A 14,570-nucleotide genomic window follows, 5' to 3' on the forward strand; every position below is an offset into this window, starting at 1 on the left:
TGGCAAGCAAGGGAGTCGCACGATGAAGGCAGCCGACCTCGGGCTGATCCAGGTGCTCGGCTCGCCGGCCCTGTCCCCGGACGGGCAGCGCGCGGTGGTCGCGGCGGAGCGGGCGGACCTCGCCTCGGACCGCTACTACGCGGACCTCTGGCTGGTCCCGCTCGACGACGCGATCCCCCCGACGCAGCTGACGTCCGGAGGGCTCGACCGCGAGCCGTGCTGGTCGCCCGACGGCCGCTGGCTCGCGTTCACCCGCTCGGTGCCGGGCTCCGGCCCCCAGCTGCACCTGCTCCCCTCCGGCGGCGGCGAGCCGCGGGTGCTCACCCGCCACCCCCTGGGCGTCTCCGCGCCGCGCTGGTCGCCCGACTCGACGACGCTCGCCTACGTCGCCCGGGTGCCCGAGGAGGGGCGCTACGTCGCGCCGGTCGCGCAGACGGCCGCCACCGAGCCCCCGCGCCGGATCACCGGGCTGCGCTACCGCGAGGACGGCGTCGGCTACACGAACGACCGCCGCAAGCAGGTCTTCACCGTGGTCGTCGCCGACGGCACGACCGTCCAGCGCACCACGGGGGACGCCGACCACGACGGCCCCGCGTGGAGCCCCGACGGCACCCGCCTCGCGTTCGTCGCCGCGCGCCATCCGGACCGCGACACCGTGCCCGCGCGCGACGTCTTCGTGCTGTCGCTGGGCGACGGCCGGACCACGGCCGTGACGGGGACGAGCCTGCGGGCGAGCCACCCGGTCTTCGGCGCCGACGGCGACCGGGTCTACTTCCTCGGCACCGAGATCGGTGGGCCCTGCAACGAGACCTACCTGAACCCGACGTCGCTCTGGGTCGCGGAGCTCTCCGGCGCGCGACCGGCGACCCGCCTCACCGACGGCGACACCATCGACCTGGCCCCGCCGCTCGTGGCGACCGACGACGGCGTCCTCGGGCTGGCCGGGCGCCGCGGTGCCGTCGACCTCGTCCGGGTCGAGCCGAGCGGTGCCGTCGTGGACGTGCTGTCCGGGCCCACCCAGGTCCTCGGGTACGACGTCGCGGGCGGACGGATCGTCGCCGCGGTCGCGAGCGACACCCAGCCCGGCGAGCTGTACGACGTCACCCCCGCCGGGCCGCGGCGCCTCACCACGTTCGGCGCGGCGCTCGCCGCGGCCGGACCGGTGGCGCCGATGCACGAGGTGACGGGCACCGCTGCCGACGGGCATCCCGTGCACGGGTGGGTCCTGCGGCCCCCCGGCGCGGGCCCGTTCCCCGTGATCCTCGCCGTGCACGGCGGCCCGCACCGCGCCTTCGGCTGGCGGCTGCTCGACCAGGCCCAGGCGTGCGTCGAGGCCGGCTACGTCGTGGTGATGGGCAACCCGCGGGGCTCGTCCGGCTACGGCGCCGCGCACGGCCGGGCGGTGCGCCACTCGTTCGGCGAGGTCGACGTCCTCGACCTGACGGCGCTCGTCGACATCGCGGTCGCCGACTTCGACGGCGACCCCGACCGGATCGGCGTCGTCGGCGCGTCCTACGGCGGCTTCATGGCGGCCTGGCTGGCGGCGACCTCCGACCGGTTCGCGTCCGCGATCGTCGACCGCGCCACCGTCGAGTGGGACGACGCCGACATCGACGACGACGTCGACTACACGCACCTCTACCTCGGCACCGATCCGGAGACGCTGCGGGCCAAGTCCCCGTTGACCTACGCCGAGGACGTGACGATCCCCGTGCTGGTGGTGGTGGCCGAGCAGGACCTCCGCTGTCCCCCGGCACAGGGACGCCGGTTCTTCTCGGCGCTGCTGCGCGCGGGCCGGCACGCGGAGCTGCTGTCGTTCCCGGGCGCGAGCCACCTGTTCCACGACAGCGGGCTGCCCAGCCACCGCAAGCTCCGGCTCGACGCGATCATCGACTGGTTCGACGCGACCATGCCGCCCCGCGACGGCGAGCGGAGCGATGCGCCGTGAGCCTCACCATCGAGGGCCCGCCCGAGCGTTCGCTGGCGGACACCCCCTTCGGCGTCCGGGTCACGGGTGCGGTGCCGCACGCACCCGTCACCTTCGCCGTCGAGCTCGCGGGCCACCAGGGCGCCGACTGGGCCGGCCGGTTCACGGCGGTCGCCGACGAGCACGGCGTGGTCGACCTCGCGACGACGGCGCTCGACGGCTTCGCCGAGCCCGATCCGACCGCCCTCCTCTGGGCCCTGGACGCGCGTCCCGGCCCGGCGGCCGGTCCGGTGCGTCCGGACAGCGCCCTCGTCTGGAGCCTCGAGGTGCGCCAGGACGACCGGACCGCCGCGGCGCGGTACGTCCGCGAGCACCGAGCGCCCGGCGTCCGCGTCCACGAGCTGGCCGCGCCCCTGGCCGGTCGGCTCTACCTCCCGGCCGAGCCCGGTCCGCGGCCCGCCGTGATCACCCTGTCCGGCTCGGGCGGCGGCCTCAACCACGAGGAGGCCGAGCTGCTCGCCAGCCACGGCTTCGTCTGCCTGGCGCTGGCGTGCTTCAACTACCCGGGCCGTCCGGACGACCTGTTCGAGCTGCCGGTCGAGCAGGTCGCGGAGGCGGTCGCCTGGCTCGCGGCCCGCGACGACGTGCGGCCGGGAGCGATCGCGGTCAAGGGTCAGTCCCGCGGCGCCGAGCTCAGCCTGCTGGTCGCGGCGCACGTCCCGGGCGTCCGCGCCGTGGCGGCCGTCGTCCCGTCCGGCTACGCCTGGGGATCGTTCACCTCGGACGGGCGCGACGGTGCGGCGTGGACGCTGCACGGCGAGCCGGTGCCGACCGTGCGGGACGACGGCCTGGTCGGCCGTCGCTCCGAGGCGACGGCACGCGGGGTCGCCGCCGCACCGGGCTTCCGGGCCGCCGTCGCGGCCACCCCGGAGGCCGACCTCGAGCGGGCGACCATCCCGGTCGAGCGGTTCGCCGGGCCGGTGCTCCTCCTCTGCGGGGGCGACGACCTGATGTGGGACTCGGTCGAGCTGAGCGACGTCCTGCTGCGCCGCCGGCAGGCGGCGGGCACCGCCGCGGAGACCTGCCGGCTCGTCTTCCCGGACGCCGGCCACAACCTCGGACTGCCGTTCACGCCGGTCGTGACGACGTCCGTCCACCCGGTCAACGGCGTCGCCTATGCCTACGGCGGGACCCGCCCGGGGACGGCGCGCGCCCGGGCCGAGGCGTGGGCGGCGTTGATCGACTTCCTGGAGAGGTCGCTGTCATGATGGGCCCGCTCGTACGTCGGAAGTGGTGGGAGAAGGCACGATGAGGGACGCCGCGCACGGTGGCCTGGCGGCCATGGTCTACGCCGATATCAAGGCCCGCATCCTGACCGGCCAGGTCCGCCCCGGCGACGTCCTGGCCGCCCACCAGATCGCGCAGGAGATGGAGGTCAGCCGCACGCCCGCGCACGAGGCGCTCAAGCGGCTGGTCGCCGAGGGCTACCTCGTGGCCCAGCCGCGCATCGGCTACACCGTCACCCCGATCAACCTCGACGAGATCCGCGACCTCTTCCAGATCCGGGTCCGGCTCGAGTGCCTGGCCGCCGAGCTGGCGGCGGCGTCCTTCACGCCGGCGCACGCGTCGGCGTTCGAGCTCGCCCACGCCAACGCGATGGCCGAGGTGAAGCGGCTCGAGGGCCGCTCGCCGAACGACCCCGAGGTCGTCGAGACGATGAGCGGGCTGCACCGGCAGTTCCACCAGATGGTCGCGGCCATGTCCGGCAACCGCCGGCTGACCACGATGATCGGCACGCTCCAGGACGAGATGCAGCGGTTCTGGGCCCTGGTGCCGGGTTACCTCAGCCAGTCCTACGTCTTCTTCAACGACCCCGAGCACCAGGAGACGTACGACGCCATCGCGGCCAAGGACGCCCACCGCGCCCGCGCGTCCGTCGTCCGGCACCTGCGCGACAACCTGCACAACCTGTTCGACGCGCTGTTCCCGGACGAGCCGCCCATCGACCCCTCGGTCGACCCGCTCGCCGACGTCGCCGACGACCCGCGCTGGGCTCAGCAGGGCGGCTAGCTCCCCGCGGGGTAACACGCTGTCCACCGCACTGGTCGGCGCTCGTCGTCCCGGACGGCGGTCTGTAACGGCGTGGTAGCGACGACAAGCGGCGCGTAGTGCGGCGGACAGCGTGTTACCCCACCTCGGCGCGCACGCCCGGCGCGCCCGGCCTGAGGGGCCGGTGCGCCCTGCTACCGACCCCTGCCACCGACCCCTGCTCCGGGGTGATCGGCGAGGCGGGTCAGCGTGCCCCAATTCGCCGTGAACGACAGCTCGGAATCCGTTGACATGTTCATAAACATGCTAGTACGTTCACACCACGCCGAAGACCGGCGAGCCCCCCTGCCACCACGGAAGAGAGCGATCGACCCATGACCCTGCGCTCCACGCTCCGGTACGTCCTCGGACGTCTCGCCGGCGCGGCCGTGCTGCTGGTCGTCTACTCGTTCGGGATCTACTCGCTGCTGGCGCTCGCGCCCGGCGATCCGGTGCGGCTGCTGCTGGGCAACCTCCCCGCGACCCCGGAGACGATGGACGCCATCCGCGCGCGCTACAACCTGGACGACCCCTTCTTCGTCCAGTACTGGAACTGGCTGACCGACGCGCTGCACCTCGACCTGGGCCAGTCGGTCCTCACCGGGCAGGACGTCTCGTCGGCGATCATGGAGCGCGCCGGGGTCACCGTGCAGTTGGGTCTGCTGACCTTCCTCATCACGATGGGGCTGGGCATCCCGCTCGGCATGCTGGCCGGGCTGCGGCGCGGCCGGTTCGCGGACCGCCTCGTCTCGCAGCTCGCGATGTTCTCGGTGAGCGCGCCGTCCTTCGCCGTCGGCATCCTGCTGATCATCGTGTTCGCCGGCCAGCTCAACTGGCTGCCGTCGATCGGGGCGGGTGAGGGTGGGGCCGACCGGTTCCGGCACCTCGTCCTGCCGGCCGTGGCGCTGAGCACCGCCACGATCGCGCTGGTGGTCCGCTACACCCGGACCGCCGTCATCGAGGTCGCCGGGCAGGACTACATCATCGCGGCCCGGGCGCGCGGGGTGAAGCCGTCGCGGCTGCTCTTCAACTACGTCCTGCGCAACTCCCTGGTGCCGGTCATCACGGCGGCCGGTGTGGTGCTGAGCTTCGTGATGGTCGGGGCGGTCGTGGTCGAGGCCACCTTCGCCCTGCCGGGCCTGGGCAGCCTGCTCGTCAGCGCGGTCCAGCAGAAGGACCTCCCGATCGTGCAGGGAGTCACGCTCGTGATCGCGGCGACCGTCTTCCTGATCAACCTGGTCACCGACCTCGCCTACCTCGCGGTCGACCCGCGGATCGCGGTGGACGGAGCGAGCCGATGAGCATCGAGACCACCGCCGGCACCGAGGCGCCGGCCCCCCTCGCCTTCCGGGCCGCGCGGCGCCGCCGCCGGCGGCTCCCGTCGATCGCCGTCCTGCTGAGCATCGCCTACCTGGCGTGCATCGTCGTCGCGGGCGTCTTCGGTCCGCTACTGGTGCCGCACGCCAACGTGCAGTCGCTCACCGACGGGCTGCAGGGGATGTCCTCCCAGCACTGGCTGGGGACCGACGACCTCGGTCGCGACATCTTCGAACGGGTCGTCCTCGGCGCGAGGACGGCGCTGTACGGGCCGCTCCTCATCGCGCTCGGCGCGTTCGTCATCGGCTGCGTGCTGGGTCTCACCGCCGGCTACGTCGGCGGGATCCCGGGCGGGATCATCATGCGCTGGGTCGACCTCATGTACGCGCTGCCCGGCGTCCTCGTCGCGATCGTCGCGATCGGCGTCCTGGGAGGCGGCTACTGGGTCGCCGTCGCGGTGATCATGATTCTCTCGGCCCCCTATGACACCCGGCTCGTCCGCGCGGTCACCATCGAGCAGAAGGGCCGCCCGTACGTCGAGGCGGCGCGCACCCTCGGGATGTCCCGGTCCCGCGTGATGTTCCGGCACCTGCTGCCCAACGTCCTCCCGCTGGCTGTCTCGCAGGCGTTCCTGAGCTTCGCCTTCGCGCTCATCAACCTGTCGGCCCTGTCGTTCCTGGGGCTCGGCTCGACGCCGGGCAGCGCGGACTGGGGAACGATGCTGGCCGAGAGCCAGGCGAGCCTGCTCGACAACCCGCTCATCGCGATCGGTCCGGCGCTCGCGATCATCTTCGCCGCCGTCAGCGTGAACGTCCTGGGCGACTACGTCTTCGACCGGCTGTCCACGAAGGAAGGCCGCAATGACTGAGCACGCCACCCGGCTCCTCGACGTTGCCGGCCTCACCATCGGCCTCCGCGCCGGCGGGGAGGAGCGGGTCCTCGTCGACGGCGTCGACCTGCACCTCGACCTCGGCGAGACGATCGGGATCGTCGGCGAGTCCGGCAGCGGCAAGTCGCTGTCGGTGCGGTCGCTGCTGCAGCTCCTCCCGGCCGGGTTCACCGCGACGGGTGCCGCCCAGCTCAGCGGGGTCAACGTGCTGACCGCGTCGGAGCGCGACATGCGCCGGGTGCGCGGCCGGCAGGCCAGCATGATCCTGCAGGACCCCTTCACCATGCTGAACCCGCTCATGCGGGTCGGTCGGCACCTCGAGGAGGTGCTGCGCGAGAAGCCGCAGTACCGCGCGATGTCGAAGCCGGAGCGGGCGGCCGAGGTGCTGCGCCGCCTGGAGGAGGTCGGCATCACCGATCCCAGCGTCGCCCGGCGCTACCCGTTCCAGCTCTCCGGCGGCATGCGCCAGCGGGTCGGCATCGCCGCGACGCTGGCGACCGACCCGGCCCTGATCATCGCCGACGAGCCGACGACGGCGCTGGACGCCGTGACGCAGCAGGAGATCCTCGAGCTGCTGATCTCGATCCAGCGGCAGCGGCACATGTCGATGATCATGATCACCCACGACCTGCGGGTCGCGTTCGCGGCCTGCGACCGGGTCTACGTCATGTACGCCGGCGCGATGATGGAGGCCGGTCCGTCCGACGAGCTCTCCCGCTCGCCGCGGCACCCCTACACGCTGGGCCTGCTGGCCTCGGAGCCGCCGCTCGACCGCCGGCTCGCCCGGCTGCCCGTCATCAAGGGCGAGCTGCCGAGCGTGCGGGCGCGCGAGGTCGGCTGCCGGTTCGCGGACCGCTGCGAGTGGGCCGTCCCGGCCTGCTCCGAGGAGACCGTCCGGCTGGCGCCGATCGGCGACGACCGCGCCTCGGCGTGCCTCCGGGTCGACGAGATCGGGAGCGACCTGGCGGCCCGCTTCGAGACGGTCGAGCACGGCGCGGAGGAGCCCGCGCTCCAGGACCTCTCGGCACCGGTGATCGTCTCGCTCGACGGCGTGTCCAAGCAGTACGGCCACGGCAGCGGCGCGGTGACCGCGCTCGCGGACGTCTCGCTGACGATCCGGCAGGGCCAGGCCGTCGCGCTGGTGGGTGAGTCGGGCTCGGGCAAGACGACGCTCGGGCGGTGCCTGGTCGGGCTCGAGTCCGTCACCCAGGGCGCGGCCGAGGTCTTCGGGATCGACATCACGCAGGGGTCGAGGCTGCCGCGCACGGACGTGCGGGCCTGGCGCTCGAAGGTGCAGTACGTCTTCCAGGACCCCTACTCCTCGCTCAACCCACGGATGACGATCGGGCAGACGCTGGCCGAGGCCGGCCGCCAGGCCGCCCTCTTCGGCGACACCCGCGTGCTGTCGGTCGAGGAGGTGCTCGAACGCGTCGGGCTCCGGCCGCAGTACGCCGCGCGGCGTCCGTCCGCGCTCTCGGGCGGCGAGCGGCAGCGGGTCGCCATCGGCCGTGCGCTGGCGCTCAACCCCGAGCTGCTGATCTGCGACGAGCCGGTCTCCGCCCTGGACGTGTCGGTCCAGGCGCAGGTGCTCAACCTGCTCAACGACATCCGCCGGGAGACAGGCATCGCCCTGCTCTTCATCACGCACGACCTGGCCGTGGTGCGCCAGGTTGCGGACACCGTCTACGTGCTCGAAAAGGGCCGGGTCGTGGAGACGGGGTCCGCGGAGATTCTGGATTCTCCGACCTCGGGATACACGAAGCAGCTGCTCGAAGCAGTGCCCCGAACGTCATCCGACTGGCTGGGGAAGCGCTCACAGATGGGTAAGTCATGAAGAAATCCGTCCGCACGCTCCGCATGGGCATCGCTGCCCTGGGGATCGTCCTGATCGCTGGTGCCTGTGGCTCGTCCTCGGACGACAGCCCCGGCGGAGACCACTCCGACAGCACCCTGACGATCGCCACCAGCGGTATCCGCAGCATGGACCCCGCTCGTCAGTACGACCAGCCGGCCCTGTGGGTCAACGGGCTCGCACTCGAGGGCCTGATCAAGCTCGACAGCACCGGCAAGGTGCAGCCCGCGCTCGCCACGAAGGTCGACAACCCCGACCCCCTCACCTACGTCTACACCCTGCGTGAGGGCGTGAAGTTCTGGAACGGCGCCGAGGTCACCACCGACGACGTCGTCTACTCGCTGACCCGCTACCAGGACGAGACCGCGCAGACCGCGAGCAAGTACGCCTCGGTCGACACGATCAAGGCGACGGGACCGATGGAGGTCACCGTCACGCTCAAGCAGGCCGACTCGTCGTGGCAGTACACCCCGGCCTACGCCGGCCAGATCGTCGAGAAGAAGTTCGCCGAGGAGCACGACAAGGACCTCGGCGGTCCCGGTGTGCTGACCATGGGCACCGGCCCGTGGCAGCCGAAGGACTTCAACTCCAGCGCCGGCATGACGTTCGTCAAGAACGACGCCTGGTGGGGCGCCCCCGAGGCCGGTGACGACTTCAAGGAGTCGTGGAAGACGGTCAAGCTGGTCTTCGCCGCGGCCGTCCCCGGTGCGGCCGCCGTCCGGGCGGGCGACGTCGACGGCGTCGTCGGCGGTGACGGCACCGCGTTCTCGTCGGGCTCGAGCGTCAAGCTCACCAAGGCCCCGACCGAGACGCTCGGCTACCTCACCCTGCTGACCGACAAGGGCCCCCTGGCCGACGTGCACGTGCGCCGCGCCCTGGCCCACCTGGTCGACCGCGAGGCGATCATCAAGTCGGCGCTGAAGGGCTTCGGCGACCCGGCCACCCAGATGGTCTCCGAGCGGGTCTGGACCGACCTGCCCGAGGACGAGGTCGCCGCCGCCTACGACCAGATCGAGAACCTGGACTACGACGTCGACGCTGCGAAGGCCGAGCTGGAGCAGTCGGAGTACAACGGCGAGAAGATCGTCGCCGAGGTCATCTCGACCTACCCGTCGTTCGTGCGGGCCACCGAGATCCTCAAGGAGGAGGCTGCCAAGATCGGTCTCGAGATCGAGATCAAGGGCCTGCCCGGTGCCGAGTGGCTGACCAACTCGAGCAACCACACGACGGAGATGACCGTGTCGACGTACTCGAGCCTGTCGCCGGACCCGAACTTCTACCCGAACACGCTGATGCGTGCCGACGGCATCCCCGTCGGTGGGTCGAACTACGCCAACCTCGACGCCCCCGGCCTCGACGGCTTCGTCCGGTCCGCGAGCACCGCGAAGGCGCAGAGCAAGGAGCAGCTCGAGGCGGTCGTGGGGGCCCTCAAGGCCAACGCCTCGCAGGCCGCGTACATCCCGATCTACACGCAGCAGGCAGTGTTCGCGCACGACCCGAAGCTCTCGTTCGACGGCTTCTCGCAGTACGCGATGGGCTCGCCGTACCCGCTCTACGTCAAGTAGCGCATCGCAGCAGCAGCGTCGGTGTGCCGGTCCCCGCGCGGGGACCGGCACACCGACGTCACCCAGCACAGGAGGAGGGTTGATGGAGACGGTTGCCAACCTCGGCGATCTCGCCGACGTGCACGCAGGATCGACCGACCGGCTGGCGTTCGTGGACCTGCGGGTCCCGGGCGCGCCGGAGGGCTACACCTATCCCGAGCTCAGCAGGTTGGTCACGGCACTCGCCGCCCGGCTCGCCGCCGGGCCCTGGGCCGCGGGCGACCGGGTCGGGATCATGTCGGCCAACCGCGTCGAGTACGTCGTGGCGTACCTCGCCATCATGAAGGCCGGCCTCGTGGCGGTCCCGATCAATGTGCGCGCCGGCAGCGACGTTCTCGACCACGTGGTCGCGGACGCCGGCGTGGTGCTGACGTTCGTCGACGCGGCCGGCCGTGACGCGCTGGCCGGGCGCACCCCCAGCATCGACTTCGACGACCCGCAGACGCCCCTCCTCGCGGACCTGGCCGCCGTCCCCCACGACGAGGCCCGCGCGGCCGTCGCCGGGATCGCGCCGCCGGCCGACGGGCTCGCCGAGATCCTCTACACGTCGGGCTCGAGCGGTCTGCCCAAGGGCGTCCCCCTCACGCACGAGGGCCAGCTGTGGGCGTTGCGCACGATCTCGTCGGTGCCACCGGCCCGGATCGAGACCCAGATCATCGCCCAGCCGCTCTTCCACATGAACGGTCTGGTCACGCTCGGCCGGGGCCTCCTGCTGGGCTTCACGACCGTGCTCTGCCCGCGGTTCGACGCGGCGGCGTACGTCGACGCGATCGAGCGCTACGGGGTGACGGCCGTGGCCGCGGTCCCCACGATGTGGATCCGCGTCCTGCGCGTGGTCGGCGACGACCGCACCCGGCTGCGCTCCGTGCGGGCGCTGTCGCTCGGCTCGGCGCCGATCACCGAGGAGCAGGTGGCCCGGATCGCCGACGCGATCCCCGACGCCGACGTCGTCGTCTCCTACGGCACGACCGAGACCGGACCGGCCATCTTCGGGGCGCACCCCGACGGGATCGCCCGGCCGCCGCTCGCCCTCGGCCACCCGCTGCCCGGTTCGGAGGTCCGGCTCGTCGACGGCCCCGACGCCGACCACGGCGTGCTCGTGATGCGCAACCCCGCCGTGACCGACGGCTACCGCGGGCTGCCGCACCTGACGGAGGCGGCGTTCACCGACGGGTGGTACTCCAGCGGCGACGTCATGCGCCGCGACGAGCACGGCTTCTACTACTTCGTCGGCCGCGCCGACGACATGTTCGTGTGCGGGGGCGAGAACATCTACCCCGGCGAGCTCGAGACGATCCTCGAGCGGCACCCCGCCGTGGCCCATGCCGCGGTGGTCTCGCTGCCGGACGACGAGCGCGGCCGGATCCCGGTCGCCTTCCTCGTCACCACCGCGGGCGCCGACCTGACGGCCGCCGCGGTCAAGGCGTTCGTGATCGACCAGGCGCCCGCCTACCTCTACCCCCGGCGGGTCGCGGTCGTCGACGAGCTGCCCCTGGCCGGCACCAACAAGATCGACAAGCGCAGGCTCCACGAGCTCGCGGAGCACCTCGAGACCAGCAACGAAGGATGGGTGGCATGACCCGCACCGACACCGTGGACACCAGCACCGCCGGGCTGAACGCGCTGCTGCGCACCTCGCCGTACAACGAGTTCCTGGGTCTCACCTGCACCGCGGCCGACGCGCACGCGGGCCGGCTGGTGCTCGAGATGCCGCTGCGCCCCGAGCTGGCGCGCATCGGCGGCGAGCCGCAGTTCCACGGCGGGCCTGTCGCGTCCCTGATCGACACCGCCGCCGTGTTCGCGACGATCCTCGCCAGCGGCGTCGTCCCGCCGACGGTCAACCTGCGCGTCGACTATCTGCGGCCCTCCAGCGGCACGCTGCTCGTCGCGACCGCGACCGTGCGCCGGGCCGGCCGGAGCATCGGCGTCGCCGACGTCGACGTCACCGACGACCAGGGCCGGCTGACCGCGATCGGCCGGGCGACCCTGAGCACCGCGACCGGCTGACCAGCCGACCCGCAGGCACGACCACCGCATCTGCACCACCGACGGAAGGAAGAGCAGCGTGAGGGCTGCAGTCATCACCGAGCACGGCACGTCGGACCTCATCACGGTCCACGACGACTGGGCGGACCCGGTCGCCGGGACCGGCGAGGTCGTCGTCCGGGTCAAGGCCTGTGCCCTGAACTACCACGACCTGTTCACCCTGCGCGGGATGCCCGGGATCACCATCCCGTTCCCGCTCATCATGGGCATCGACATCGCCGGCGAGATCGCCGAGATCGGTGCGGACGTCGAGGGGTGGCAGGTCGGCGACCGGGTCCTCGTCGACCCCTGGGACGCCGTCGAGAACAAGCTCATCGGCGAGACCGTCGACGGCGGGCTCGCCGAGCTGGTCGCCGTCCCGGCGCGGACGCTGATCCGGCTGCCGGACGACGTCACGTACGACGCCGCGGCCGCGCTGCCGGTGGCCTACGGCACGGCGTACCGGATGATGGTGACGCGCGGTGCGGTCGCCGCCGGCGAGAAGGTGCTGGTCCTCGGCGCCTCCGGTGGCGTGGGCACGGGCTGCGTGCAGCTCGCCAGCCTGGCCGGCGCCCACGTCATCGCGGCGGCGTCGACCGACGCCAAGCTCGAGCAGCTGGCCGCGCTCGGTGCCGACGAGGGCATCAACTACCGCGAGGCCGACTTCATGCGGGTCGTGCACGAGCGGCACGGCAAGCCGCGCGTCTCCGGCAAGGGCGGCCTCGACGTCGTCGTCAACTTCACCGGCGGCGACACCTGGGCGCCGTCGCTCCGCTCGCTGAAGAAGGGCGGCCGCCTGCTCAACTGCGGCGCCACCGCGGGCTTCGCTGTCGAGACCGACCTCCGCTACGTGTGGTCCTACGAGCTCGACATCCGCGGCTCGGACGGCTGGCTCCGTGCGGACCTGGAGTCCCTGATCGAGCTCGTGCGCGTCGGCAGGCTGCGTCCCCCCATCGACCGGGTGCTGCCCCTGTCGGAGGTCCGCACCGCCTTCGACCTGCTCGAGCAGCGGCAGGTGCTCGGCAAGATCGTCGTGGCTCCGGACCGGTGAACGCCACGGATGCCCTGGGCCGGCAGAGCAAGGTCGACCACGTTGTCGTGTCCGTGCGCGGGCTCGACGACGCCATCAGCAGGTGGAGCCGGGCGGGCCTGGCGGCCATCCCGGGCGGCAGCCATCCGACCGGGACGGCGAACGCACTCGTCCGCGGCCCGCGCGATGCCTACCTGGAGCTGATCGACGTCGTCGAGGAGTCGACGCACGCCACGGCGCAGGCGGTCCGGGACCGCCCGGGCCCGCTCACCTGGGCGATCAGCGTCCCCGACCTCGAGACCTGCCGCCGGCGGCTCCTCGACTTCGGCCTGGCGACGGCCGACCCCGTCGAGAGCAGCCGGGTCGCGCCCGACGGCGAGACCTACGTCTGGGAGACGTGCGAGATCGCGGGCCACGCGCTCCACCCGTTCGTCCCGTTCCTGATCCGGTGGAAGTCGGGGATGCCGCGCGGCCCGCTCCGCGGCCCGGTGATCAGCTCGCTGGACCTGGAGGTGCCCGAGCCGGCCTGGCTGCAGGAGCTCCTCGTCCGCTGCGGGCTCACGCGCGACGAGAGCGTGCCGGGCACGCCGGCCGTGACTGACGGCGACCTCACCGTGCGCCTGCGCGAGGGGAGCGCCGGCGTCGTCGCCGTCGACTGGGCGATCGCCCCACCGGAGCCCCACGTGCTCCTCGACGGCCTCGTCTGCAACGTCCGCTGGCACCCCGACCCCGTGGCCTCGGTCTCCCGTGGCTAGGGGGAGCGGCGAGCAGCGCGCCTGGATCGCCGAGGCCGTCCGGCGTCTCGACGCCGACGCGAACCGGAGTGCGGACACCCATCTGCACGTCGTACCGCTGGGGGTGGAGGGGATCGACCTCTACCTGAAGGACGAGTCGGTCCACCCCACCGGCAGCCTCAAGCACCGGCTCGCCCGCTCGCTGTTCCTCTACGCGCTGTGCAACGGGTGGGTCCGTCCGGACAGCACCATCATCGAGGCGTCCAGCGGCTCGACGGCGGTGAGCGAGGCCTACTTCGCCCGGCTGATCGGGCTGCCGTTCGTCGCGGTCATGCCGCGGTCGACGAGCCCCGAGAAGATCGCGCTGATCGAGTTCTACGGCGGCCGCTGCCACCTCGTCGCCGACGCCGCCACCGTGTACGACGAGGCGCGCCGGCTCGCGACCGAGACCGGCGGCCACTACCTCGACCAGTTCACCTACGCCGAGCGGGCCACCGACTGGCGCGGCAACAACAACATCGCCGAGTCGATCTTCGAGCAGATGCGCGCCGAGCCGCACCCGTGCCCGTCCTGGATCGTCGTCGGCGCGGGCACCGGCGGCACCTCCGCCACCATCGGCCGCTTCGTCCGCTACCGCGGCTTCGACACCCAGGTCCTCGTGGCCGACCCGGAGAACTCCGCGTTCCTCGACGGCTGGACCCGCGACACCTCCGACGCGACGACCTCGGTGCCCTCGCGGATCGAGGGCATCGGCCGGATGCGCGTCGAGCCGTCCTTCGTCGGCGGCGTCGTCGACGACATGGTCCGCGTCCCCGACGCTGCCTCCGTCGCCGCCGCCCGCTGGATCTCCGGCGTCCTCGGCCGCAAGGTCGGCGGCTCCACCGGCACCAACGTCTGGGCGAGCCTCCAGGTGGTGGAGCGCATGCGCGCCGCCGGCCAGACCGGCAGCATCGTCACGCTGCTCTGCGACGGCGGCGAGCGGTACGCGCACACGTACTACAACGACGAGTGGTTGCGGGAGCAGGGACTGGACCTGGCGCCGTACCAGGGGTTCCTGGCGGGGTTCGACGCCCGCTGAGCGGGCACGCGACCAACTGTTCTTGA

At 72.5% G+C, this 14,570-nt stretch carries 12 protein-coding genes; all 12 read left to right on the forward strand.

Annotation, left to right across the window (positions count from 1 at the left end):
• The first annotated feature begins 22 nt into the window (after positions 1–22).
• The 12 genes from BM223_RS01015 to BM223_RS01070 all read left to right on the forward strand — a co-directional run bounded on the left by BM223_RS01015 (position 23) and on the right by BM223_RS01070 (position 14,544).
• Positions 23–1,948 carry a S9 family peptidase gene (locus tag BM223_RS01015; RefSeq protein ID WP_052139102.1) on the forward strand — a complete coding sequence of 642 codons (1,926 nt, stop codon included), beginning with the start codon at positions 23–25 and terminating at the stop codon, positions 1,946–1,948.
• On the forward strand, positions 1,945–3,195 hold the full coding sequence (locus BM223_RS01020; protein WP_052139101.1) for an acyl-CoA thioester hydrolase/BAAT C-terminal domain-containing protein: 1,251 nt from the start codon (positions 1,945–1,947) through the stop codon (positions 3,193–3,195). Before BM223_RS01015 ends, BM223_RS01020 begins: the two co-directional genes overlap by 4 nt.
• 40 nt (positions 3,196–3,235) lie before the next feature.
• On the forward strand, positions 3,236–3,997 hold the full coding sequence (locus BM223_RS01025) for a GntR family transcriptional regulator (RefSeq protein WP_082003833.1): 762 nt from the start codon (positions 3,236–3,238) through the stop codon (positions 3,995–3,997).
• A 353-nt stretch (positions 3,998–4,350) separates the two neighbouring features.
• Positions 4,351–5,316: an ABC transporter permease gene (locus tag BM223_RS01030; RefSeq protein WP_038682302.1), complete on the forward strand. Its 966-nt coding sequence runs from the start codon at positions 4,351–4,353 to the stop codon at positions 5,314–5,316.
• Entirely contained in the window at positions 5,313–6,200 is an 888-nt protein-coding gene (locus BM223_RS01035) for an ABC transporter permease (RefSeq protein ID WP_052139100.1), read from the forward strand. Before BM223_RS01030 ends, BM223_RS01035 begins: the two co-directional genes overlap by 4 nt.
• Positions 6,193–8,055, forward strand: coding sequence for a dipeptide ABC transporter ATP-binding protein (locus BM223_RS01040; RefSeq protein ID WP_052139099.1), 1,863 nt, complete (start codon positions 6,193–6,195; stop codon positions 8,053–8,055). Before BM223_RS01035 ends, BM223_RS01040 begins: the two co-directional genes overlap by 8 nt.
• A complete protein-coding gene (locus tag BM223_RS01045) occupies positions 8,052–9,638 on the forward strand; it encodes an ABC transporter substrate-binding protein (RefSeq protein WP_082003832.1) in 1,587 nt (528 codons plus the stop codon). Before BM223_RS01040 ends, BM223_RS01045 begins: the two co-directional genes overlap by 4 nt.
• 82 nt (positions 9,639–9,720) lie before the next feature.
• Positions 9,721–11,256: a class I adenylate-forming enzyme family protein gene (locus BM223_RS01050; protein ID WP_038682297.1), complete on the forward strand. Its 1,536-nt coding sequence runs from the start codon at positions 9,721–9,723 to the stop codon at positions 11,254–11,256.
• On the forward strand, positions 11,253–11,684 hold the full coding sequence (locus BM223_RS01055) for a PaaI family thioesterase (protein ID WP_038682295.1): 432 nt from the start codon (positions 11,253–11,255) through the stop codon (positions 11,682–11,684). Before BM223_RS01050 ends, BM223_RS01055 begins: the two co-directional genes overlap by 4 nt.
• A gap of 58 nt (positions 11,685–11,742) precedes the next feature.
• Complete coding sequence (locus tag BM223_RS01060; protein WP_038682293.1) at positions 11,743–12,753, forward strand: zinc-binding dehydrogenase; 1,011 nt, start codon at positions 11,743–11,745, stop codon at positions 12,751–12,753.
• Complete coding sequence (locus BM223_RS01065; RefSeq protein WP_038682290.1) at positions 12,750–13,487, forward strand: VOC family protein; 738 nt, start codon at positions 12,750–12,752, stop codon at positions 13,485–13,487. Before BM223_RS01060 ends, BM223_RS01065 begins: the two co-directional genes overlap by 4 nt.
• Complete coding sequence (locus BM223_RS01070; protein ID WP_038682288.1) at positions 13,480–14,544, forward strand: PLP-dependent cysteine synthase family protein; 1,065 nt, start codon at positions 13,480–13,482, stop codon at positions 14,542–14,544. The genes BM223_RS01065 and BM223_RS01070 overlap by 8 nt, the downstream gene beginning before the upstream one ends.
• Positions 14,545–14,570 lie beyond the last annotated feature (26 nt).

The organism is Pimelobacter simplex (genome assembly GCF_900114845.1).
Taxonomy (GTDB): Bacteria; Actinomycetota; Actinomycetes; order Propionibacteriales; family Nocardioidaceae; genus Nocardioides; species Nocardioides simplex.

Bases quoted from the DNA above. Each gene is read 5' to 3' on its own strand.
- BM223_RS01045 (WP_082003832.1), top strand. From the start codon at position 8,052: ATGAAGAAATCCGTCCGCACGCTCCGCATGGGCATCGCTGCCCTGGGG.
- BM223_RS01025 (WP_082003833.1), top strand. From the start codon at position 3,236: ATGAGGGACGCCGCGCACGGTGGCCTGGCGGCCATGGTCTACGCCGAT.
- BM223_RS01030 (WP_038682302.1), top strand. From the start codon at position 4,351: ATGACCCTGCGCTCCACGCTCCGGTACGTCCTCGGACGTCTCGCCGGC.
- BM223_RS01015 (WP_052139102.1), top strand. From the start codon at position 23: ATGAAGGCAGCCGACCTCGGGCTGATCCAGGTGCTCGGCTCGCCGGCC.
- BM223_RS01050 (WP_038682297.1), top strand. From the start codon at position 9,721: ATGGAGACGGTTGCCAACCTCGGCGATCTCGCCGACGTGCACGCAGGA.
- BM223_RS01035 (WP_052139100.1), top strand. From the start codon at position 5,313: ATGAGCATCGAGACCACCGCCGGCACCGAGGCGCCGGCCCCCCTCGCC.
- BM223_RS01055 (WP_038682295.1), top strand. From the start codon at position 11,253: ATGACCCGCACCGACACCGTGGACACCAGCACCGCCGGGCTGAACGCG.
- BM223_RS01040 (WP_052139099.1), top strand. From the start codon at position 6,193: ATGACTGAGCACGCCACCCGGCTCCTCGACGTTGCCGGCCTCACCATC.